This is a genomic window from Nodosilinea sp. E11, assembly GCF_032813545.1.
GTDB lineage: Bacteria > Cyanobacteriota > Cyanobacteriia > Phormidesmidales > Phormidesmidaceae > Nodosilinea.
On sequence record NZ_CP136520.1, the window covers coordinates 3,629,246 to 3,652,733 of the forward strand.

Genomic DNA, 23,488 nt, shown 5'->3' on the forward strand with positions numbered 1-23,488 from the left:
ACTGCGGGCTAAGGCTGAGTAACCATAATCTCTATGGCCTGGGCTTGGGTTCTGAGGGTGACCGGGGCAGAGACAGGCAGAGTCACGGGGCGATCGCCCTGTACATCCCGCAGCCCCGTCAGCAGCCAAGGCTGGTTCGCAGCTTCGGGGGCAGTCAGGGCCAAAAATTGGTTGGCATAAACCACCTGGGCCATAGTCAGCGCCCCTTGGTCGCTGCGGGGTAAAACGAGGGTCGCCCGGTCGCCAGCCAGCTCTACGGTGGCCAAGCCATCCGCCGATTGCCCAACCAGGCGACCGGCGGGATCTGGAGTGAAGGTAAAGGCCGGGTCTGAAGCCGCTAGTGCCTGTTGGAGATCGGCTAGGGCGGCAGCCGGGCGGGCCACAGCTTGGCGGGCCAGGGCGATCGCCTGGTTGCCCCGGTATTCCTCAGCTTTAGCCTGGGCCTGGGCAAAGTTGGCGTCATCGCTGGGCACGCTTTCTAGGGCCGCGATCGCCTCACCCCAGAGATCGCTCACCTGCTGCCACTCGGCTGGGCTCTGGGCCGTCTGGGCAGCAACGGCAGCCTGCCAGCCCAGGGCAGTACCCTGCTGCCAGGGTGCCGGGGAGAGAGAGTTGAGGGTGATCTGGGGCTCAGTAGGGTCGTAGCCCGGAGAAAAGAGGCCCAGGAGAGCGATCGCGATCGCTCCAACCCCGCCAATGCTCCAAAACAGAGAAAACTTCCGTAGGTTCTGCACCATAGCCACGCACCACAAGTAGACCTTTAGGTTTTCGGTGGTGTTGGGGTGACAACCGGGAACTTTTAGCGACAGAGTGGATTGCAGCAGTTGATTGGGTTGCCTGCTGCAATCAGAGCCTCTTTTTAGGCCAAATCCTAACTGAATACCCCCTACGGGGTTCCTGATTATGAATCGGAGTTTCCCAACTCGGATTTCGTATTAGGCTTATAACTCAACCCTCCCTCGGCTTAAGTCAAGCAGCTCAGATCGCCCGCTTTCTGGCTAAACAGCAGATTTTCGCGGTAGTCTACCGGACAGTCAATCACCGCCGGTACATCGTCTTCTAGAGCCGTTTTTAGCGTCGGAATAAAGTCTTCAGCCGACTCGATCCGATAGCCCTTCAGCCCCATGGCTTCTGCCAGCTTCACAAAGTCAGGGTTGGTGAAGTGAATATAGGTTGACTCGCCATAGTAGTTCATCTGCTTCCACTCGATTAGCCCGTAGCCGCCATCATTAAAGATGATGGTGACAAAGGGCGTGCCCACCCGTAGAGCCGTTTCGAGTTCCTGGCAGTTCATCATAAAGCCGCCGTCGCCGGTCACCGCCACCACCTTGCGGTTGGGGTGCACCAGCTTGGCCGCCAGTGCCCCCGGCAAGGCAATGCCCATGGCCGCAAACCCGTTGGAGATCAGGCAGGTGTTGGGGCGCAGGCAGTGGTAGTTGCGGGCCATCCACATCTTGTGAGCCCCTACATCAGAGATCACAATGTCTTCGGCGTCGAGCACCTGGCGCAGGTCGTAAATCAGCTTTTGGGGCTTGATCGGGAAGCCGTAGTCGTCGGCATACTGCTCGTAGTCGGCGCGAATTTCGTCGCGCACCTTCAGGCTGGTGGGTTCAGGGCGACCCTGGCGCTTCACCCGCTTAAGAATTTCTTCGAGCGAGTCAGAGATGTCGCCAATCACTTCCACTTTAGGGATGTAGCTGCTGTCAATCTCGGCGTGGGTGAGGTTGATGTGCAGAATCGGCAGATTGCCGTCGGGGTTCCACTTTTTAGGCGAATACTCGATTAGGTCGTAGCCGACGGCAATGATTAAATCGGCTTGCTCCATAGCGCAGCTAATGTAGTCGCGCTGCTGCAACCCCAGGGACCACAGCGCCAGCGGGTGGGTATAGGGAATGACCCCTTTGCCCATAAACGTATTGGCCACTGGAATGTTGAGCTGAGTGGCAAACTCGGTGAGGGCCTCGCTGGCGCTGGCTCGAATCGCCCCATTCCCCACCAAAATCATGGGGTTACTGGCCTGAGAAATCGCCACCGCAGCCTGCTGAATACTCTGCAATGAGGCGTAGGTTTTCTCTTGGCTGTCTTTGCGGAGGGCAGCCCCCACCACCTCCATTTCGGCGATGTTTTCGGGTAGATCAATGTGCACGGCACCGGGCTTTTCGCTTTGGGCCAACTTAAAGGCCTTACGCACAATCTCGGGGGTGTTGCTGGGCCGCACAATTTGGGCATTCCACTTGGTGACCGGGGCAAACATAGCTACCAGGTCGAGATACTGGTGCGACTCAATGTGCATGCGATCGGTGCCTACCTGGCCGGTAATCGCCACTAATGGGGCGCGATCGAGGGTGGCGTCGGCTACGCCGGTCATTAAGTTAGTCGCACCGGGGCCAAGAGTCGATAGGCAGACCCCGGCCTTACCGGTCAGCCGCCCGTAGACATCGGCCATAAAGGCCGCCCCCTGCTCGTGGCGAGTGGTAATAAACTGAATCGACGATCGCTTTAAGGCCTGGAGCAACTGGAGGTTTTCTTCCCCCGGCAGACCAAAGATGTATTCGACGCCTTCGTTCTCAAGGCACTGGACAAGCAATTCAGCGGTGTTCATAGCGTGATTCTGGGGAGTAGGGGGGGGGGAAAGGGTTGACGATTGGGAGATTAGAACGTTAGAAGGTTCTACCGTGAAGTTATTTAATCCACACGGTCTTGAGGTTGACAAACTCGAGCATGCCCTGGCGGCCCAGCTCGCGACCGTACCCTGAGCGTTTGATGCCGCCAAAGGGCAGGCGCGGATCAGACTTGACTAATCCATTAATAAAGACTGCCCCGGCCTCTAGCTCAGCAATCAGGCGCTCTTGCTCGGTGGGGTCTTGGCTCCAACCGCTGGCCCCAAGGCCAAAGGGAATGTCGTTAGCCCGTGCGATCGCCTCGTTCAGACTACCGACCCGAAACACCAGGGCTACCGGGCCAAAAAATTCTTCTTGCTCGGCGGGGGTGCCCGGTGGCAGGGCGGCCAAAATAGTGGGCGGAAACCAGTTGCCGTTTTGTAGCTCAGCGGGTAGCTGCGCCTTGAGCGCGGCAATATCGCCGCCGATCAGCGCTTTGCCCCCGGCCTCTAGGCAGGCATTAACCTGCTGCTCTAGCTCGGCAGCAATATCGGGTGTTGACAGGGGGCCAACGGTAACCTCTGCATCCAGCGGGTTGCCCACCACCAGAGCGGCAAACGTTTCGGTCAGCCCCTGCTCAAAGCGATCGGCAATCGAGTCGTGGACGATAAACCGCTTGGCAGCAATACAGGACTGACCGTTGTTGAGCATGCGGGCCGTGGCAGCGGTGGCGATCGCACTGTCTAAATCGGCGCTGGGCATAACGATGAATGGATCACTGCCGCCCAGCTCTAGCACGGTTTTTTTGATCTGCTGACCACAGGCGGCGGCCAAACTGGCTCCAGCGGGCTCGCTACCGGTGAGGGTGGCCGCTTTAATGCGATCGTCGGTGACGAGCTTGGCGATGCGATCGCCGCCAATCAGCAGGGTCTGAAACGCCCCCGCCGGTAGCCCCGCCTTTTGAAACACTTCCTCAATGGCCAGGGCACATTGGGGTACGTTTGAGGCATGTTTGAGCAACCCCACATTGCCCGCCATTAGGGCTGGAGCAGCAAAGCGAAACACCTGCCAAAACGGGAAGTTCCACGGCATCACCGCCAGCACTGGCCCCATGGGTTCGTAACGAACAAAGCTGCGGCTGGCGTCGGTCGTCGCAGGCTCATCGGCCAAAAACTCGGCTCCGTGGTCAGCGTAGTAGCGGCAGACTAGGGCACTTTTTTCGACCTCAGCGACGGCAGCGGCCAGGGGTTTGCCCATCTCTAGGGTCATGATTTTGGCGTAGGCCGCTTTGTTGTCGTCGAGCACCTGGGCGGCTTGGCACAGCCAGGTGGCCCGCTGAGCAAAGGTGGTGTGGCGATAGGTAACAAATGTTGTAGCCGCTTGGGCAATTTTGTCGTCTAACTCGCTGTCTTCTAGAGCAGCAAATTCCTTGAGCACCGCTCCGGTGGCGGGGTTAATACTAGCGATGGGCATGGTTTGACCTCCTGTTGGTCGTGAGGTCGGCGGCCAATGGTCCGCTTGCTCCTGTTGCCCTGGCTAACCCTAGATAGCGGCACGGTGGACGCGATCGCAGGCAGCCTAACAACCTAGGTCTAAATCTCGGCAACCTAGGCCAGATAGCGGATGGAGTGTGTTAGCCCTTGGCACAAACGTAGCTTTGGCCGCCAACCCCTAAACTGAGTCTCTCTTAACTGTGCCTTGAAGCACAAAAAGTTACCCCCTCATCCTATTACTTCTGCACAAAACATAGTGTTATGTAATGATGACGAGAACGCCGAATTTTAGCCTTTTTTGGCCGTCTCTGAGGAGCTTTCTAGGGTGTCAAAGCGAGTCCAGGGCAATGGATTGCTCAGTAGCGCGGTGGCGGCATCTCGGCCCAGGGGTTGGGAAAACAGGTAACCTTGCCCCCGGTGACAGCCCATCGCTCGCAGCCGATGCAGCTGATTTTCAGTTTCAATACCCTCAGCCACTAAGTCCATATTTAACTTCTGGCCTAGAGCCACAATGGTGTGAACAATTTCGCGATCGTCGTGGTTCTCCTCCATGCGGCCGACAAACGACTGGTCAATTTTCAGCGTATCGGTGGGGAAGCGGTGCAGATAGCTGAGCGATGAGTAGCCAGTGCCAAAGTCATCGATCGCCAGCTTAAGCCCTAGCTCTTTCAGCCGGTGCATCAGGTTGGTGGCCCCATCGACGTCACGCATGATCATGCTTTCGGTAATCTCTAGCTGCACCCGATTACCCGCCAAATCTAAGTCGCGGAGGGTATCGCTAAACTGGTCTACTAAGTTGGACTGATGAAACTGCCGCCGCGACAGGTTGATGCTCATCGTCAGAGGATAGTCAGAGAACTGCTGTTGCCAAGCTTTGAGCTGGGTGCAGGCGGCTCGAAAAATCCACTGGCCTAGGTGCACAATTAGCCCAGTTTCTTCGGTGACTTGAATAAACTGCCCCGGCGACACAAACCCCTCCTCGGGGCGATACCACCGGACTAGAGCTTCAAACCCGGCAATGCGGCCAGTTCGTAAACATACAATCGGCTGGTAATGTAGCAAAAACTCATCGTTATCAAAGGCGTTGAGCAGGTGGCTCTCTAGTTCTAGGCGGCGCACCGCCTCTTCGTGCATAGTGCTAGCAAACACTTCATAGCGGTATTCGTGCAGTGCCTTGGCACGGTACATAGCGGTGTGAGCATCGCGCAGCAGATCTTGGGCAATGGGAGGATGGTCGCCATGGGCCATAGCAACCCCCATCGAACTGGTCACCGAGAGTCGTCGCTGGGCAATAGAGAATGGCTCCGACAGCTCGCTTTGGAGACTGTTGAGCCACTGATCGACAACGGGTTGGTCATGCACCGGCAGCAAAAAAGCAAACTCGTCGCCGCCCACCCGGGCGAGATGAGCCGAGGTGGGTAAAAACTGCCGCAGCCGCTGACCCATGGTTCGCAGCACGCGATCGCCGACGATGTGCCCAAAGGACTGGTTGATCAGCTTGAAGCGATCGATATCTAAAAACACCACCGTCACCGCCGTAGCGGGCTGCTGACCCAAGGCTCGTTGCACCTGAAGTAGAAACATATCGCGACCCGGCAGCAGCGTGAGTTGGTCGTAGCTGCTGCGGTACAGCACTTTTTGAGTTAAAACTAGCCCTAGAGCCAGTAAAAAAGCTACCAGAGGCTCTACCGTAGGTACCCACAGCAAATTGGCCAAGGCTAAGCCGCTCAGCCCCCACAGGCCGACAATGGCAATCCCGGTGAACAACAGCAGCAGGGTGGGTTGCCGCACTCGCCAGCCCACCACCCCAGCTACTAAGGTCCAGCCCAATAGCCAGAGAAACTCGCCCCACTGAGGCAAAAATCGGTAGAGGGCAGGCTGGCCTGCGATCGCATCCAGCAGTTGGCTAATGCTCTGGGCATGCATTTCTACCCCAGCCATCACAAATCGAGACGCCTGCTCTTTGCTAAAGGGGGTAAAAAATTCGTCCTTTAGACTAGACGCCGTCGAACCAATCAGCACAACCTTTCCCTGTACCCACTCGGGGGGCACAGCCCCAGCCAGCACCTGGGTAATCGTTAGGGTGGGGGCTGGCTCGTAGGGGGTGCGATACCTGAGCAGCACCTGGTAACCCCGGTTATCAACATTGGCATAGCCGCCGTCCCCTGACAGCAGAGCTGGCAACTCTGTCTCGCCAATGCGTAGCAGATCATTATCTCGATCAACTTGAAACTCTAAATCGGCATGGTAAGCCAGTACCACCCGCAGCGGAAACGAATAAAAGGGATTGTTTGGAGCCGCCACGTAGAGCAGGTTGCGACGCAGCACTCCATCGGGGTCAATGGCAAAATCGTTAAAGCCAATTTGGTCGGTTGGCCAAGTGTCTGGGGCTGGCACCTCAATGCCGTCAGTCTGCCCCACGTTAAAAATACCAATGACGTTGGGAGTTTCAAACTGTGCGGCCAGTGCCGCCTGACCTGGCATCGAATGAGGCGTATTGCGGTAGAGGTCTAGGCCAATCACGGCTGGCTCGTGGCGCTGGATCTCGCCCACAATATCAGCTACGACCTGATCGCTTAGGGGCCAGCCGTAAGCGGCTATATCGGCTTCGGTTATCTCTACCAGCAGCAGCCGTGGGTCTGAAGACTGTTGAACCAAAAATCGAGTGAGCAGGTCAAAACTCGACATCTCTGAGGTTTCAAACAGCTGTAATCGCTTAGCCCCAGACACAATCGCAAGAGTCACTAGGCTGGAAACCAGCACCGCACGACTACCAAAACTAATCGGTTTTGAAAAACGGGAGACCCACTGTTGAAGCTGCCGCCTAAAAGGCAAGGCCCGAAAGTGCACCATGGATTAACTTGACACCGGTAGATGTAGCAGTGGTAGGCACGGACTTGTAATCCTCGAATACCGAGATATACAACGGTAATCGGCCCTATCCGGACGGTGTCAGGGCAGTGAGGGCCCCAACTACCCGTAGGCAGTTTTCCCTACCAGTGCTATAGAGGCTTAGGCCATGGTGTCATTTTGTATAGAATTGTCCCAATGGGTGCCACCCCCCCGTCGCTGCCCTGGAAACTCTTCGCGGGGGTTACTTGCCTGGCGATCGCCACCCAGATCAGGCCAGTGCAGCAGTAGCAAACTTAACACGCTCACACCTACTAAGACGGCTATACCACTGGGCCAAATAAAGATTCGAATGAGTGCTGCTTTCATAACCCAATGACCCCTAGAATAGTGACAGAACCCCTAAACTTGCTCTTGCAGGAAAGCTGCCCAAGCAGACCTTTACCCCAGGAAGGCATGGTGTGATTCTTCACCTTGAAGGTTATATTCGATACTCAAAGTCTCTGGCTTTTACGGAAGCTTTATAGTCGGGTAAAGCTCAGTGGCCCCTATCTTGATAAGCGATAAACACTGTTGCCAGAGTCTAGCAGGAGCCAAGCCAAGAACTGGGTCCACTCGTTGAGCCTTAAAAACTTGTTAAGGGAAAGCCCCACTGACTGATTCCCCAGATATGCTGGTACGCAAGATACCTCCTAACTGCGTCTCCAGCCCCGTCTGACTCCCTCTGTTGGTGTCATTTAGATGGGGCTGCTACTTTTAGACGATTTGCAGTCAACCTTTACAGTAATCAGACTTTTTTGCAGACCGGCGCAGCTTTGCTAGCGCCGGTCTATGTTGTGCCTTTTGAATACAGCAAAGCTAGGTTGCGGTAGCGCTGGCGATCGCCCTTGTGAGTGACCTCAAACCCTTGCCCTAGAACCGATTGCGCTATTTACCTTAAAGAAGGCGTAAAGAATGTCGTTGCAGATACAAATTTAAGGTGTTAGCCTAGAATGCTGTTCGCTATCTTGCGAATAAACCCGAAAACCAGCTTTTTTGGCCCTTACGGTTGAGCAGGCGCGATCGCAAGGGTAGCTGGTGACCGTTTTGTCCATGGCATTGCTTGTGGCTAGATCTATCACAGGGTAGAGCTGGTGGTCGCCGTGGGCGTTGAGTTCAGCACACGCACAAATGACGTTATTTGGACTAGTCTGGGCTGCATTTCTACCTCATTACTCTGCTATCGTTCCCCAGTTTGAACCTGTGACGTTGCAACCGGCTAACCCCTACGCAGCAGCACACCTACAACGCCAATCTACGGTAGATCTAAGCGCTTCATCCCCCTATACTCCTCGCCACCTACAGGCTTTGGCGAACCAGCCCCTGACACTGCAACCCCAGCTCACCTGGCCGGCTACCGCTACTGTAGACTGGCAGCACTGGAGTGCAACTGCCGCCGTTGCCGTAGTTGATCGCGACCACACGGCCCACGCCAGTAGCGGTGTAACGGAGGTTGTCCGCACTGCCAATGTTTGTGGTGGCTATCATGTCGCCCTATCTAGCGATGTCTCCTCTGATGTCGCCCTATCTAGTGACGCAGAAGGGTTCACCATTCAAGTCAAAAATGTAGTCATTGGCCGAGTCACGTCTCGCCCTGTCGCAGATGCCATTGCCCAGCAGCTTCGCCAAGCAATCCCCGTTTTAGAAGCCAGCCCCAGCAGTTTGATGCCTAGCCTGAGCCAGCACCACGCCGCTGCCCAAGTAGACGGTAAAACCGTATTGACGCTAGTTAGCCCCGATCAAACGGCAGCAACCACAGAGGGTAAGCCGCTTGCTCTCCAGGCCGCTCAGTGGGTAAACAACCTGCGTTTGGCCTTTGGGGCTGCTCCCTTAGATACGAGTCAGATGCAGATGGCCGCCCACGGCTTAGGCGAAACCCATCAGACCTTCGGTGGCATAGCATCGTGGTACGGGCCGTATTTTCATGGTCGGCAAACGGCTACCGGCGAGACCTTTAATCAACATGATCTAACAGCCGCCCATAAAACCTTGCCCTTTGGCACTCATCTTAAGGTGCGTAACCAACTCAACGGCAAAACAGTAGTCGTGCGCATTAACGATCGCGGTCCTTACATTGAGGAGCGATCGCTCGATCTCTCCTACGCTGCCGCCCAATGCCTGGGAGGCGATGAAGTGGGCGTCATCCCTTACCAGGCGACGATCTTGGCCCCCGGATATCCCCACGCCTGGCGGGAAAACGTAGTAGCGACACGGCCTTAGCCGGAATCATAGCTCTAGCCAATCAGGTTAAGCCAGGTCCGTCATTCCTGCCTAGAGCCTGCCCCCGCGAAGGCGTGGGACGGGAATCCACTAGCCCGTCATTGCTCTCGAATGGATTCCCGTCGCCACGGGAATGACAGACCGCGATCGTTGCAAACCAAGCGTCCTAATCCTGTCGGCTATGGCCATAAGCAGGATGCCAAGTCCCGCAAGCTCTCGGTGAGAACTGTTCTAGGCTCGCCACTTGAGCAGCTGCGTTTTGACCGGAGTCACAAACTCGCGGTCTTCGGCTTGGGAGCGCTGGTACTCTTTTTTGAGCTGGTAGTACCAGCGGGCCAAGGTGTCAGAATCTTTGATCAGCCGCAGCACCGTTTCGTGCTTGAGCCCCTCCTGCTGTTTGATCACAACATCGCGATCCTGGCCCAAGAATGAGCGAATCAGGGTTGGCAGAATGGGTTTAAGGAGACCACCCCAGGGCAAATCCCAGTACAGCTGAAAGGTGACGTCGGTTTGGTCATCGGTGAGCGGCGTTACAGTAGTGAGGTTTACCACCCGGTGCTTGGCGGTGGTGGTTTCTTCGGTACGCACGCCGGGCAAGTAAAAGATAATTTCGTTGTCGGGTACGCCGCCGATCAGCCAATAGCCATAGCCCATACTTTCGCCCATACGGTGCTTACGCATGGTAAAGCCGTAGGTGGAAGGGTCAAACCACTTAATTTCGTCGTTGAGGGTGGCCCCACGCCACCACCAGGAGCGATGCACAAAAGGTGAATGGGCCGGATCCATCAGCCCGACTACGGCGTGGTCGAGGTAGCAGGGGAAACGCATGGTGTAGGTAACCTGGGGCTTTACCTCGTCGTCAAAGCCCGGTACACGGGGAATGTCGAAGCGGGGAGGCTGGGGGTTGGCAGGGTCAACGATATAGACCCACACATTGCCCTGCACCTCTTTAACCTCATAATTCCGCACATCAAAGCGGCTGAGATCCATCTGCTGCTCGGGCATCAGGGAAGGAATTTCAGTGCACTGGCCATTTTCGTTAAACCGCCAGCCGTGGTAGCAGCACTCGACCTCGGTGCCGTCGAAGCGACCGCAGCTGAGGGGCACCGCCCGGTGGGGGCAAATATCGCGAATGGCAAAGGCTTTACCCTGCTCGGTGCGGCCAAACAAAATCGGCTCGTTGAGCAAGGTTTTGGCCACCATCTTGCCCCGCTTGAGCGCGTGGCTGGGCATGGCATGGTACCAGATGTTGCGTAGCAGGTAGATGTCGTTGACGGCAACCACAAGTTTTTCAGAGGGTTAGGGATTGAAGCGATTAATACTGTAGCAGAGGTTTGGTAGGTCCAAAGCAATCCTAGACCAGTTGAGGAAGCAGGCCTATCATAGATCCTTAAGGTTTAACAATGATTCATTGAGGGCTTTAAAAACCCCTCAGCATAAGCAAACTACATGTGAATGCTAACTCAACTCTACTTCGGAACGTAATGGTAAATGACGGAACAGAAATATGATGTTTTCCTGTGCCATAACAGTGAGGACAAGCATCTTGTTATTCAAATTGCCAAGCAGCTTAAGGAAAGAGGACTAAAACCATGGTTAGATGAATGGGAACTAAAGCCAGGTACAGTTTGGCAAATTGCTCTAGAGCACCAAATTGAGACCATCAGTTCTGCAGTAGTCTTTGTAGGTCAGCGGGGAATTGGACCGTGGCAAAGAGAAGAGATCTTAGCGTTTCTCCAAGAATTCAAAAGCACTGAACGACCAGTTATTCCTGCAATTTTAGCTAATGCTAGAAGCCAACCAAAGCTTCCTATATTCTTGCGAAATCGCCATTGGGTAGACTTTCGGAAAGAGAATCCCGATCCATTGTCCCAATTAATTTGGGGGATTACTGGCCGAAAGCAGCCTCTAAACAAAACTGAGAAAAATAAAAATGATTCAAATGCCAGAGAAAAAGCTTCACTCAGCTTGTCTAAGAAAAGCGAAATTCGTTCATCCAAAATTCAATATATTGAACTCAAGCCTGGCAATGGCTTGCCAGCTTTATTGAAGGGCAAAGATAATATCCAGACAAGGGTGAGTCAGATAAGATTTTTTGTTCAAGAGATGGGAGGAGGAATTGAATTGGAAATGATCCTAATTCCCAAGGAAGATCTTTTGAGTGTAGAGGGCATGAGAATTGAATCATTTTTCATGAGCAAATATCCAATCACTCAAGCGCAATGGAAAGCTGCCTCATGCCTACCGAAAATCGACATTACCTTAAGTTCCTTGCCTTCTAAGTTTAAGGGGGAAAAGAATCCAGTTGAATCCATTTCCTGGCATGAGGCAATAGAATTTTGTAAGCGACTCTCATTCTTGTCTGGCATCTCTTACAGATTGCCATCAGAATCGGAGTGGGAATACGCATGCCGTGCAGGAACAACTTCTAAATTTCATTTCGGTAACTCCGTTAGTAAAAAATTCGCCAATTTCCTGGGAGATAATGACTCTTGTTCTGGAAGAAGTCCAACTCCTGTAGATTTCTTCCCCTATCCCAACTCATTTGGCCTATACGATATGCATGGAAATGTTTATGAGTGGTGCTTAGATAACTGGCGTAACAAGCCGAGTCTTTCCACAGAACCCTTTGATTTACAGGAGAATCTTTTAACAGAAAGTATTCGCGTGATCAGAGGTGGGTCATGGCGAGATTTATCTTCAGGATGTCACTCATCTCACAGGCAGAGAAAAAAGTCAATTTCAAAAGAAGACTTTGTCGGATTTCGAATAGTAGCTTCAGATCAGCTTTAGTTGATCAATGGTTAATATTTTTCTTAATCACGATTAAAATTTATGCAATTAATCTATTTCTTGATAGCAATGCTTTTAGGTGCAGTTCTTTTCAACTCTTTTCACAAGCAGTTGAAAAGAATATCGAGAAAGATGAAGAGGCTTTTTGATTTTCTTGATGGCTCTGAAAAGACCTATGTGTCTCCTCACACAAGAAAAGTGTCAGTCAGGGGTTACAAGCGACGCAAAAAAAGAAAAAAGTAATGCTTTTTCAATAGTACAACAAGGCGTCTAATTTGCCAGCGGCGAGGGTTTAGCTGAGAATTCAGAACGGTAATCATCGCCAGCAGGCCCAGCCCTAAGCTACGACGAACACAGCCAAGGGAACCCCTAAAACATGGATTCCCTTGGCTGTGATAGTGATTAACCCACTAGCTGGGGGTCTTGCACTTGCTTGAGCTGTTCCCGCAGGGGTGGGCCTTCGATCACCTCGTCCTCTAGCAGCTGCTGAGCTAGGGTTTCTAGCAATTCACGGTTCTGCTTGAGAATGTCGAGAGCGCGTTGGTGGCCTTCTTCAACGATGGACTTAACCTCTTCGTCGATCGCCTTGGCGGTCTCCTCGCTAATGGGGCGGCGAGCGTTGGGCATGCCACCGTCGAGGAAGGCATTGCGCTGGGCGCGATCGTAGGCGAGGGGACCCAGCACCTGGCTCATGCCGTAGGTGGTGACCATTTGCTCGGCCAGGTCGGTAGCCCGTTGCAGGTCATTCGATGCGCCAGTGGTGATGCTGCCGAAGATGATCTCTTCGGCGGAGCGCCCGCCTAGCAGGGTGGCAATTTGCCCCTTGAGCTCGGCCTCATCGCGCAGGAAGCGATCTTCGGTAGGTAGTTGCAGGGTGTAGCCCAGAGCCGCCATACCGCGCGGCACGATGGAGATCTTTTCAACTTCGTCAGTGCCGGGCATCATTGCGCCCACTAGGGCGTGGCCAACTTCGTGGTAAGCGACAATTTTCTTCTCTTTGTCGTTAAGCACGCGGCTCTTTTTCTCTAGACCGGCGACCACACGCTCGATCGCTTCGCCAAAGTCTTCTTGCTCGACCATGGTGCTGCCACGGCGAGCGGCTAGCAGGGCAGCCTCGTTCACCAGGTTAGCCAGGTCAGCGCCGGCAAAACCGGGGGTGCGAGTAGCCGTAGATTTGAGATCGACGGTGTCGGCCAGCTTGACATCTTTGGCGTGGATTTTGAGAATGGCTTCACGACCCTTGAGATCGGGGCGATCGACCAGGACCTGGCGATCGAAACGACCGGGACGCAGCAGGGCGGGGTCGAGGGTTTCGGGCCGGTTGGTGGCAGCCAGGACGATCACCGTAGTGTCGCCCGCCTCAAAGCCGTCCATTTCGGTGAGCAGCTGGTTGAGGGTCTGCTCGCGCTCGTCGTTGCCACCGTACATGCCGTTGGAGGAGCGCGATTTGCCGATCGCATCTAGCTCATCAATAAAGACAATACAGGGCGACTGTTTCTTGGCTTGATCAAATAGATCGCGCACGCGGGAAGAGCCGACGCCGACAAACAGCTCGACAAATTCTGAACCGGAAATGCTGAAGAAAGGAACTCCCGCCTCACCAGCTACGGCTTTGGCCATCAGGGTTTTACCGGTACCGGGAGGGCCGACCAGCAGCACGCCTTTGGGAATTTTGGCTCCCAGATCAGTAAAACGCTTAGGGGTTTTCAGAAAGTCAACGACTTCTACTAGCTCGGTTTTGGCCTCTTCAACCCCGGCTACATCATCAAAGGTGATCTTACCGGCGTCACCTTCGACATAGACCTTAGCCTTGCTCTTACCGATGGAGAGCGCCCCCTGAGGACCGCCACCACCGCGAGCCAAAAAGAATCGCCAGACGCCAATGAAGATCAGCGGCGGAATCACCCAGCTGAGCAAACTGCCAAACCACTGACCTTTGGGCGGCGGCACGGCGGCAAACTCGACACCGTTGTCTTCTAGCCGCTGGGGCAGTTGTAGGTCGAAAATTGGGGTGGTGGTATAGATATCGCCCGGTTCGCCCGTGGTGGGGTCTTTGACCTGGTAGCGAATCTCGTTTTGCCCCACCGAGGCCCGCACGACTTCTTGCTCGTCGATGCGGTGGATGAACATACTGTAGGGTTCGCGGGCGGTTTGGCTACCGAAGCCCGAAAAGACAATGTTGAGCAGCAATAAACCAGTGGCGGCCCAGAGGACGATGTTGGCGATTTGCCGCGATCGCGGCGGCTGAGGATTTTTATTAACAGGCATAGGTCAAGTATTGAATTTTGGATTGAGGATTGTGGCGGGGCGATCGCCTCTTTTATTAGGCTTGCGGCATTAGGGTGGGCTAGGCTTTTCCGGATTTTGCACTGTTTAGTCTCGCTACCATACTGGATCCTGTCTGGTTACTCCCAGTTCAGCAGGGCGCAGGCCATGCGCCCCTACGGTTTGGCTTTTTGAGAACCGGGATTATGCAATTCAGATTTGGGATAACCCACCGCTAGGGAATCTCTGCTAGTTAAAATCCACATCGACAGTGGTATTGGCGGCATCGGGGGCGTCGGCCCGCAGACCCGACTGCTTTTTGTTGGTCAACCCCGACAGCACAATCTGCGACAGGGCACCCACAAACATCGAAGCCACCACGGCATCATCCACCAACCCCAAGATGGGGATAAAGTCGGGGAGCACGTCAATGGGGCTGAGTAGGTACAACAGCGTTGCCCCTACCATCAGCCAGCGATATTTTGGATTTTCGAGGGTGGTTTTGTACCAGGTGTAGAAAGATTGTACGGGGGAACTCATGGGGCTGGGTTGAACGCGATGGCTTTATGGTGCCATGGAACCCCTGGGTTGCCCCTTGGTGGATAGCCGCCCGGTAACGGGGCGAGGGCCGAACCCTAACCTGCCCGCAGGTGCCAGGCGCGGGGCTGCAAAAACGTATAAAGGCCTGCCTGTGAAAGGGTGGTCCCCAGGCCCGAGTGGCCACGACCGCTCCAGGGCAGGCGAGGGCTGACGCGATCGCAGCAGTTCCAATACGCGCTCCCAGTTTTGATCTGGCGCAGAATGTCCACGGCCCGATCACGCTCCGTCCCATACACTGCCGCCGTCAGCCCGTAGGGCGTATCTTGCATCAGCGCCACGGCTTCTGCATCGCTGGCCACCCGCTGTATGCCAATTACTGGGCCAAAGGTTTCTTCTTGCATCACAGTCATGGTGTGGTTGACCTCGGTGAGCACCGTGGGGGCAAAGTACCAACCGGGGCGATCGAGGGTTTGCCCACCGCAGCACAGCGTGGCTCCTTTCGCCAGGGCATCTGTGACCTGTTCTGCCAAGACGCTGAGCTGCGGCTTGCGGCTCACCGGGCCAAGATAGGTGTCTGAATCGGTGGGGTCGCCCAGCTTAAACCCTCGTACCGTTGCCAGAAATGCCTCAAAAAACTCGTCATAGACTTCGGTGTGAACGTAGATGCGCTCTACCGCACAGCAGCTCTGGCCATTGTTGTAGAATGCGCCATCTGCCAGCGCCGCCGCCGCCACCGCCCCGTTTGCATCGGCGCAGACGTAGGCTGGGTCTTTGCCCCCCAGTTCTAGCTGGGTACGAATTAATTTGGGAGCCGTGGCGATCGCAATCTTTTGCCCTGTGGCGTAGGAGCCCGTAAAGAACACACCATCGATCGGTTGCTCCAGCAGCGCCGCCCCCGTTAGCCCTGAGCCAATTACAGGGATGAAAATGTCCTGGGGAATGCCGGATGCGTGGAGCAGATCTGCGATCGCCCCTCCGGTCAACGTGGCAAACTCCGACGGCTTATACAGCACCGCATTGCCCATCAGCAGCGCCGGAATGAAGACATTGCCCCCCACAAAGTAGGGATAGTTCCAGGCCGAAATGTTGGCGATTACCCCCAAGGGGTCGTGGCCGATCACCTCCTCCAATGACCCCATTCCCGGTAGAGCACCCGCTGGCTCTGCATAAACCCGCTCTAGGGACAGCACGCGATCGGCATTCTCCACAAAGAAATCGATCCGCCCCGGCACCGCCAGAATTTCGTTGCGGGCCTGGGTAATCGGCTTGCCGGTTTCTGAGGTTAGCAGTGCCGCGAGAGCATCCACCCGCTCCACCAGCAGCTCTCGAAACCGCAGGATGGGCTTGATGCGATCGGCCAGAGGCAGCGCCGCCCACCCCGGTTGAGCCGCCCGTGCTCGGGCATATTTTTCGGCGACGGCGGCTTTATCATCTACCGGCATTTCTTGAATCAATGCCTCAGTGGCGGGGTTGATGATCGAGAGTAGGTTGGCCATGGCGCGGGGAGTTAAGTGAGTCGTTGGTTGATGGTTTTGGCGCGGGGTGGATGGTGGGCAGTGCCCCAAGGGTTGTGGTTATTTGGCTGGGGTAAATGGTGGGCAATGCCCACTCTACGGTTGCTGAGGTGACTTGCAGAGAAGGACAGGTTCATTAGCGGAACAGTGGTTTAAACCGATGATCAGTCAGTCCTTTCCGTGAGGTCAAGGACGACGGAACGTCCTTGTCGACGGGGGTCTGGGGCCAGCGAAATGGCCCCGGCGATAGGTTTGGCTTTAGACCCAGATTGTGCGCCGCGATCGCAGGAGATTAGCAAAGTAGAGAATTTGCTTGAGTGGTGCATCGCTGCGCGGATGCACCCTACGGTTGGAGGGCAAAGCGCAGAGCGATCAAAAGGCGTCTCGGTAAATGGCGTAGAAATCATCCTCTGTAACGGGTCTAGGATTCAGCGGATGACAGCCATCCTTGATCGCCACCGCCACCAGCGGCTCCAACCCATCGGGCTCCACCCCCAAAGCCCCCAGCGAAGCCGGGATGCCAATGGATTCCGATAGCGCCACAATCCAATCCACAAACTCCTGACCATCCATAGCTGTTGGCTTCACAACCCTGGCCATTCTCAAGAATTGCTCAGGGGCAGCGGCGAGATTAAACCGCATCGCCGCCGGCAGCATAATGCCGTTGGCCAAGCCGTGGTGCGTGTCATACACCGTAGACAGTGCGTGGGCACAGGAATGGGTGACGCCAAGCCCCTTTTGAAATGCGATCGCCCCCATCATCGACGCATTCAACATTCCTCCCCGAGCCGCCAAGTGCGATGCCGCCGTCGCCTCGTCAAAGGTTTCGCCATCGCGCGATCGCTGGGCAAACTCCACACAGGCCCAGAGATTCTCCGCTACCAGGTGAATGCCCTCCAAGGCAATGCCATCGCACAGCGGGTTAAACCCCTTAGCCAAAAACGCCTCAATCAGGTGGGTCAGCGCATCCATACCCGTCGCAGCGGTAATTTTGGCGGGCAGGCCCAGCAATAGCTCGGGGTCGGCCAGCACCACCCTTGGCAAGAGCTGCGGGTCGAACACAATCTTTTTGGCGTGGGTGTCATCGTCAGAAATCACCGCGCTGCGGCCCACTTCGCTGCCGGTGCCCGCCGTGGTAGGGATAGCCACAATAGGCGGAATCGGTTGATCGATCGGGCGGGTGCTATTGCCGTCTTCGTAGTCGAACAGATGACCGGGATGGTGGGCCATGAGGGCGATCGCCTTGGCCACATCCATCGGTGCGCCGCCGCCAATAGCAACAATGCCATCGGCTCCGCTGGCTTTCCAGGCCTCAATTCCTGCATTGACTTGGGAAACTACTGGGTTGCCCCAGACGCCGCTAAACGTAACGGCTCCGAAACCCACCAGAGCAGTCTCTAACTCGGGAAACCAGGGCAGTTGGGCAATATCCTTATCGGTGACAATCAGAACTCTTTGGATTCCCAGGGCGGTGAGTTCGGCGGCGAGTTCGTGCCGTGCCCCTGGGCTAAAGCGAATGCGGGTGGGGAAGTTGTAAGTGTGAAGGGTAGAAGCCATAAAAATTTGGTACCTGAAAAAATCAGCACTTAATTTCCCCTCCTGGGAGGGGTGCCCCGAGGGCGGGGTGGGTTCAAAGACTGGGCTAACCCACCCCTACCCCTCCCAGGAGGAGACGGAGATCAACCTCCTAAATATTCACGTACTGGTTCATTTCCCAGGCCGTGACCTGGGCGTTGAAGGCGTTCCACTCCTTGGCTTTCATTTCGAGGAAGGTTTTGGCTCCGAGTTCGCCCAGGGTTGCCATCAGCAGGGTGTCCTGCTTCAGGGCTTCTATGGCCTCATAGAGGTTGTGGGGCAGAGTTTTCAAGTCGGGAAACTCGTCGCCGCGAGCAAAGAGGTTTTCGTCGATGCGCTGGCCGGGGTCAGTCTGCTGCTTGATACCCTCTAAACCAGCCGCCAAAATGCCAGCGCTGGCCAAATACAGATTCACCGCACCATCGATCATGCGGCACTCAAACCGGCCCACATCGGGGATGCGGATCAGGTGGGAGCGGTTGTTGCCGCCGTAGGAGATGTAGCGCGGGCTCCAGGTGCTGCCGCTGGCGGTGGTGCTGGCCCCCAGGCGGCGGTAGGAGTTGCAGGTGGGGGCGCAGAGGGCGGCGAGACCTTGGCCATGGGCCAGCACGCCACCCAAAAAGTTATAGCCCAGGGGGGACAGGCCACCGCTGTCGGCACCTTCGGCGAAGGCGTTGGTGTCGCCTTGCCACAGGCTGTTGTGCACGTGGCCGCCGTTGCCGGTGATGTGGCTAAAGGGTTTAGGCATAAACGTGGCGACAAAGCCCCGCTGCTCGGCCAGGGTTTTGACCATGTACTTAAAGAACACGTGGCGATCGCAGGTCGTTCTGGCATCGCTGTAGGCCCAGTTCAGCTCAAACTGGCCATTGGCATCTTCGTGGTCGCACTGGTACGGCCCCCAGCCCAAGTCCTCCATGTAGGTGACGATGGTGGAGATCAGATCAAACTGGCGCATCAGGTTGAGCTGGTCGTAGCAGGGGCGCTCGGCGGTGTCTTTGGGGTCGGCGATTTCATAGCCTTGCTCAGTCTGCCTGAGCAAAAAGAACTCGGCCTCAACCCCGGTTTTGTAGGTGTAGCCCAGGGCCGCCGCCTGGTCTAACACCCGGTTGAGGATCATTCGTGGCGCGGCGGGGAAGGGTGCGCCCTCAAAGTAAATGTCGCTGGCTAGCCAGCCTACCGACGGCTCCCAAGGCAGCTGAATTAGGGAGTTGGGGTCGGGCACTACGGCAATTTCTGCTGCCTCTGGCCCCAGCCCCAAGTTCGAGGCAAAGGAGGAAAAAAACGCGCCATCTTTCTCCACCGAGGCAATCTGCGAGGCAGGCACCAGCTTGGCTCGCGTGCCCCCCAGCAAATCGGTATAGGAGACCAGAAAAAACTTGATGCCGAGGGCCTTGGCCCTTTCCGCCAGGCTTTGTACCTGGGTTAACATGCCGACCATAGAACGACTCCGAGATTTTCAGCTTAGTAAAACAGGCTGACGAAGGCGCTTTTGTAGCTGGAGATACGAGGTGGAGTAGGACGATCGCCCAGACACTGACAAAGGGGTCTGTAGGCATAGTTACCTGGGTTAGGACCTCCAAAAACCTTAGAAATGTTCGAACGTTTTAAAGAAAATGTTCTAACCGGACTGGCTAAAGCTATAAAACCAAAAGACAATTTTGCGATCGCTAGTTTTAGACAATTTTCTAAACAATAACTTGACCAACAGTAGCCACCACCGTCACCAGAGTCAGCCCCATTGCATAGACTAACCTCTGCCCTACTACCGAATCGGTTAAGCGCCAAAATGTCTAAGGTAAAAGACGTGTTAGCTGTGAGCCAATCTATTTAGCCCACACCCAACGCTGCTCTTAATTTGGAATTTAAGTCCCATGAAAAGCGATAGAGACCTTAATAATAAGAACTCAAAACGCAATTCTGATGCCAATCCTGACCCCATCACTGGCCAGCCTGGTGCCCATCCTGTCGGCACTGGAGTTGGAGCCGCTGGGGCTGGAGCGATCGGCACGGCAGTGGGTGGCTTAGTAGCTGGCCCAGTCGGTGCCGTTGTAGGAGCAGCCGTGGGCGCAGTGGCTGGCGGGTTAGCGGGTAAAAACGTGGCCGAGACTATCGACCCTACTGTGGAAGATAACTACTGGCGGACCAACTACAAAACCCGGTCTTACGTAGAGCCGAATCGCAGCTATGACGACTACAGCCCAGCCTACCGCACCGGCTACGAAGGCTATGGCAACTACTCCCAGCAGGGGCTAACCTACGACGACGCTGAACCTCGGCTCAGAGAAGACTACGAACGCCAGTACAGCGGCAGTTCGTTGGGTTGGGACCAAGCTCGTCATGCCAGCCGCGATGCCTGGACCCGTCTAGACACCAATACCTCCCGGTACCAGACTGAAGATAATTACTGGCGCACTAATTTCTCGGCTCGCCCCTACCGCGAGACCGACTATAGCTATGACGACTACAGCCCGGCCTATCGCACTGGCTACGAAGGGTACTCTACCTATGCCGGACAGGGCATGACCTTCAGCCAGGCTGAGCCTCACCTGCGTCAAGACTACGAACGCCGCAACAGCAATGGCCCTCTGGGTTGGGAAAAAGCCAAGCACGCCGTGCAAGACGCCTGGGATCGGGTAGAGTCTACCTTCACCGATGATGCCAACGATAACCGACGCGTTGATACTGACCGTCGATCAGTCTCCGATCGCACTATCTCGGGCGATCGCACCATCGACAGCCCCCGCCGGAGTGATGCAAGCACCCGCGACCGGCTATAGCCTGTTGCCCATTCAATAACTATCGGTAGAACCGAAACCACCGCCGAGCCAATCCTCTATTGGCTTGGCGGTTTGTGATCGCACCCCTATTGGACAGGCGTTGGCTTAGCCTTGTCAATCATGCAGACTCAGGCCAAAACGTCTCATGTCAACGAATTATTTGCCAATCTCGAAAATTTCTGAGATAACTTGATATAACAAGTTCTGCGCAGCCTTTTCAAGGGCGTTGGAGCCAGGTTTAACGGCTACGGCCAAAACGGATTTCACCCCAAGCACCCATAAAGGCTGGGTTTCAACCCCATGGATATTCTCGTTATTCAACATGTCGAAGCGGACCCCGTTGGCATCCTCGGTCGATACCTGGAGGTGAAAGGGGCCTGGCTGCATACCTGGCTGGTGCCGCAACAGCCAACCCCACCAGCCGGTCACTACGATGGCCTGATCGTACTGGGTGGCCCCATGAACGCCTGTGAAGACGACACCTTTCCTCACTTGGTGCGGGTGACAGAGCTGATTCGAGAGTTTCATCGTCAGAGTAAGCCCGTGTTGGGCATTTGCCTGGGGGCGCAGCTGATTGCGCGGGCCTTTGGTGGCCGGGTCTACCAAAACGATCGGCCAGAACTGGGCTTTACGCCGCTGTTTCCGGTGGCTGAGGGTGAGGAACCCTGGATTCAGAACTACCCACCGGGTATGCCGATGATGCAGTGGCATTTTGACACCTTTGATTTGCCCGCTGGGGCCAAGCTGCTGCTGACCAACGAAGTCTGCGCCAATCAGGCCTTTCGCCTAGGCAATTACACCTACGGCTTGCAGTTTCATCCCGAAGTCACGCCCGAAATTGTGATGAACTGGATCGCCTTTAAGACCGATTGGATTGAGGCCCATTACCCCCACCTGTTTGAGCAACTGCGGGAGCAGCTGGTCATGCACTGGGTGCAGTCGGCCCAGTTTACCGAGCAGCTCGCCAATGCCTGGTACGGCCAGGTTGTTGCTGCCTCCCAAACGGGGTCGCTGCTGCGGCAGACATGAGCCATCACGGTGGCTAGATATAGCATGCTGGCTTGGCCTCAGGAGATTTCCAGGAAAGAAGAACCAGCTTCAATCCCGCGACTGTCGCCGCTGTAGAGTGGGCACTGCCCACCATTGGGGAAACTCTTTTTCAGAAGTCTCCTAAGTAGTCCAGACAGGTTAAAGGCGTTTGTTTTTGCTCCCATCGCTGGGAGTCAGTTGTTGTTACGAGGATCACAGGTCATGGCCTATCCCGATATCCAGCCGCTTTCTCCCGCCCTTCAGGCTCTCCAGCACCGTCTAGAACAGCAGGGTGTGAAGTATGCCCTGGCCAGTTTTGTCGATATTCACGGTCTATGTAAGGGCAAAGTGGTGCCGCTGAGCCACTTCGATCGCATGATGCAGGGCTCTGAGCTGTTTACGGGCGCGGCCCTCGACGGTGTACCGCAAGCAATTAACGACGATGAAGTGGGCACCATGCCCGACCCCGACAGCGCCACGGTGCTGCCCTGGAACCCGGAAGTGGTGTGGTTTGCTAGCGATCTGCACTTGGTGGGTCAGCCCTTTGAAGCCTGCTGCCGCACTATTCTCAAGCGGGCGCTAGACCAGGCGGCGGCAATGGGCTACCGGTTTAACCTGGGGATTGAGACCGAATTTTTTATCTTGAAAGATACCGAGACTGGATTTGGGCCGGTGAGCGATCGCGACACCCTGGCCAAAGCTGCCTACGCCATCCCCACGGTGCTCGACAACTACAAAATTCTCGACACCATCGTCAGCGCCATGAACGGCCTGGGTTGGGATGTGTATTCGTTTGATCACGAAGATGCCCAGGGCCAGTTTGAAACCGACTTTACCTACTGCGACGCCCTGAAGATGGCCGATCGCCTCACCTTCTTTCGATTAATGGTGAAAGAACTCGCCCGCGCCCAGGGCTACTTCGCCAGCTTTATGCCCAAGCCCTACGCTAACCAGACCGGCAGCGGTGCCCACTACAACATGTCCCTAGCCGATCTAGAAACCGGCAAAAATCTGTTTGAAGACCCCACCGACCCCTGCGGCCTCTCGAAGCTGGGCTACCACTTTATTGCCGGGGTGCTGAAGCACGCTAAGGCGATCGTCGCCGTCACCTGCCCCACGGTGAATAGCTACAAGCGGCTGGTGCGTCAGGGCAGCATGTCAGGCTTTACCTGGGCGCCGGTCTACATCTGCTACGGCAACAACAACCGCACCAACATGCTGCGCATTCCCCTGGGTGGGGGCCGTGTGGAGTGCCGCGCCGCCGACATTTCTACCAACCTGTACCTGGGGGCGGCGATGATCTTGGCTGCCGGGCTGGAGGGCATTCGCGAGGGGCTCGACCCCGGTGCCCCACACACCGAAAACATGTACACCTATTCGTTGGCCGAACTGGAAGCCATGAACATTGACCTGCTGCCACGCACCTTGGGTGAAGCTGTCAGCGCCTTTGCCGCCGACCCGCTTAGTGAGGCAGTGATGGGGCCGTTAATGTATAAAACCTACGTTGATTTCAAAACTCAAGAGTGGGAAGAGTACCACAGCCACGTCTCCGACTGGGAACTTCAGCGCTACCTCAAGTTTTTCTAAACAGGCCTGATGTTGGTAATTTTGGCTCGCCCCAGGCGATCCACTTAAAGCCTAAACCACACAGCTAGCACCACAGTTTTGCCCACTTTTCAAAGCAAGGAAAACCTCGACACAACACCCCAAAAAATAGATGTGACAATTGCTACAGGCGTTTTACAGGTCAACTTAGCTGTCTTTATGGTTGGTTTTAGACTAGTTAGGCGGCT

At 55.5% G+C, this 23,488-nt stretch carries 16 protein-coding genes; 5 read left to right on the plus strand and 11 right to left on the minus strand.

From position 1 onward, the window contains the following. Nucleotides 1–8: 8 nt before the first annotated feature. The 5 genes from RRF56_RS18315 to RRF56_RS18335 form a co-directional block, all read right to left on the minus strand. Nucleotides 9–737 (minus strand): hypothetical protein, encoded by a 729-nt coding sequence (locus tag RRF56_RS18315; RefSeq protein WP_317034599.1) that lies wholly within the window; start codon nt 735–737, stop codon nt 9–11. 227 nt (nt 738–964) lie between these two features. Continuing rightward, nucleotides 965–2,602, minus strand: coding sequence for an acetolactate synthase large subunit (locus RRF56_RS18320; RefSeq protein WP_317034600.1), 1,638 nt, complete (start codon nt 2,600–2,602; stop codon nt 965–967). A gap of 79 nt (nt 2,603–2,681) precedes the next feature. After that, nucleotides 2,682–4,073 (minus strand): NAD-dependent succinate-semialdehyde dehydrogenase, encoded by a 1,392-nt coding sequence (locus tag RRF56_RS18325; RefSeq protein ID WP_317034601.1) that lies wholly within the window; start codon nt 4,071–4,073, stop codon nt 2,682–2,684. A 308-nt stretch (nt 4,074–4,381) separates the two neighbouring features. Next, nucleotides 4,382–6,838 (minus strand): EAL domain-containing protein, encoded by a 2,457-nt coding sequence (locus RRF56_RS18330; RefSeq protein ID WP_317034602.1) that lies wholly within the window; start codon nt 6,836–6,838, stop codon nt 4,382–4,384. Between the two features lie 267 nt (nt 6,839–7,105). Further along, complete coding sequence (locus tag RRF56_RS18335; protein WP_317034603.1) at nt 7,106–7,312, minus strand: hypothetical protein; 207 nt, start codon at nt 7,310–7,312, stop codon at nt 7,106–7,108. An 873-nt stretch (nt 7,313–8,185) separates the two neighbouring features. Between RRF56_RS18335 and RRF56_RS18340 the strand changes: the two genes are divergently transcribed. Beyond that, a complete protein-coding gene (locus RRF56_RS18340) occupies nt 8,186–9,202 on the plus strand; it encodes a septal ring lytic transglycosylase RlpA family protein (RefSeq protein ID WP_317034604.1) in 1,017 nt (338 codons plus the stop codon). A 231-nt stretch (nt 9,203–9,433) separates the two neighbouring features. Here RRF56_RS18340 and RRF56_RS18345 read toward each other — a convergent pair whose 3' ends face one another. After that, on the minus strand, nt 9,434–10,486 hold the full coding sequence (locus RRF56_RS18345) for a Rieske 2Fe-2S domain-containing protein (protein ID WP_317034605.1): 1,053 nt from the start codon (nt 10,484–10,486) through the stop codon (nt 9,434–9,436). A gap of 207 nt (nt 10,487–10,693) precedes the next feature. On the opposite strand from RRF56_RS18345, the gene RRF56_RS18350 reads away from it, so the two are divergent. After that, complete coding sequence (locus tag RRF56_RS18350) at nt 10,694–11,995, plus strand: SUMF1/EgtB/PvdO family nonheme iron enzyme (RefSeq protein WP_317034606.1); 1,302 nt, start codon at nt 10,694–10,696, stop codon at nt 11,993–11,995. A gap of 402 nt (nt 11,996–12,397) precedes the next feature. On the opposite strand, the gene ftsH4 is transcribed toward RRF56_RS18350, so the two are convergent. The 5 genes from ftsH4 to glnT (RRF56_RS18375) all read right to left on the minus strand — a co-directional run bounded on the left by ftsH4 (nt 12,398) and on the right by glnT (RRF56_RS18375) (nt 19,327). After that, the gene (gene ftsH4, locus RRF56_RS18355) at nt 12,398–14,263 is read right to left on the minus strand and encodes an ATP-dependent zinc metalloprotease FtsH4 (protein WP_317034607.1); all 1,866 of its coding nucleotides are present in this window, start codon (nt 14,261–14,263) and stop codon (nt 12,398–12,400) included. Nucleotides 14,264–14,509: 246 nt separating this feature from the next. Continuing rightward, nucleotides 14,510–14,800 (minus strand): YkvA family protein, encoded by a 291-nt coding sequence (locus tag RRF56_RS18360; RefSeq protein ID WP_317034608.1) that lies wholly within the window; start codon nt 14,798–14,800, stop codon nt 14,510–14,512. A gap of 95 nt (nt 14,801–14,895) precedes the next feature. Continuing rightward, nucleotides 14,896–16,296 carry an aldehyde dehydrogenase family protein gene (locus RRF56_RS18365; RefSeq protein WP_317034609.1) on the minus strand — a complete coding sequence of 467 codons (1,401 nt, stop codon included), beginning with the start codon at nt 16,294–16,296 and terminating at the stop codon, nt 14,896–14,898. A 390-nt stretch (nt 16,297–16,686) separates the two neighbouring features. Beyond that, nucleotides 16,687–17,871, minus strand: coding sequence for an iron-containing alcohol dehydrogenase (locus RRF56_RS18370; protein ID WP_317034610.1), 1,185 nt, complete (start codon nt 17,869–17,871; stop codon nt 16,687–16,689). Between the two features lie 130 nt (nt 17,872–18,001). Further along, nucleotides 18,002–19,327, minus strand: coding sequence for a type III glutamate--ammonia ligase (gene glnT / locus RRF56_RS18375; protein WP_317034611.1), 1,326 nt, complete (start codon nt 19,325–19,327; stop codon nt 18,002–18,004). A 433-nt stretch (nt 19,328–19,760) separates the two neighbouring features. On the opposite strand from glnT (RRF56_RS18375), the gene RRF56_RS18380 reads away from it, so the two are divergent. From RRF56_RS18380 to glnT (RRF56_RS18390), 3 genes are all read left to right on the plus strand, one after another. Continuing rightward, nucleotides 19,761–20,666 carry a glycine zipper family protein gene (locus RRF56_RS18380; RefSeq protein WP_317034612.1) on the plus strand — a complete coding sequence of 302 codons (906 nt, stop codon included), beginning with the start codon at nt 19,761–19,763 and terminating at the stop codon, nt 20,664–20,666. 300 nt (nt 20,667–20,966) lie between these two features. Continuing rightward, nucleotides 20,967–21,695, plus strand: coding sequence for a type 1 glutamine amidotransferase (locus RRF56_RS18385; protein WP_317034613.1), 729 nt, complete (start codon nt 20,967–20,969; stop codon nt 21,693–21,695). Between the two features lie 222 nt (nt 21,696–21,917). Then, nucleotides 21,918–23,282: a type III glutamate--ammonia ligase gene (glnT, locus tag RRF56_RS18390; RefSeq protein WP_317034614.1), complete on the plus strand. Its 1,365-nt coding sequence runs from the start codon at nt 21,918–21,920 to the stop codon at nt 23,280–23,282. The last annotated feature ends 206 nt before the right edge of the window (nt 23,283–23,488 follow it).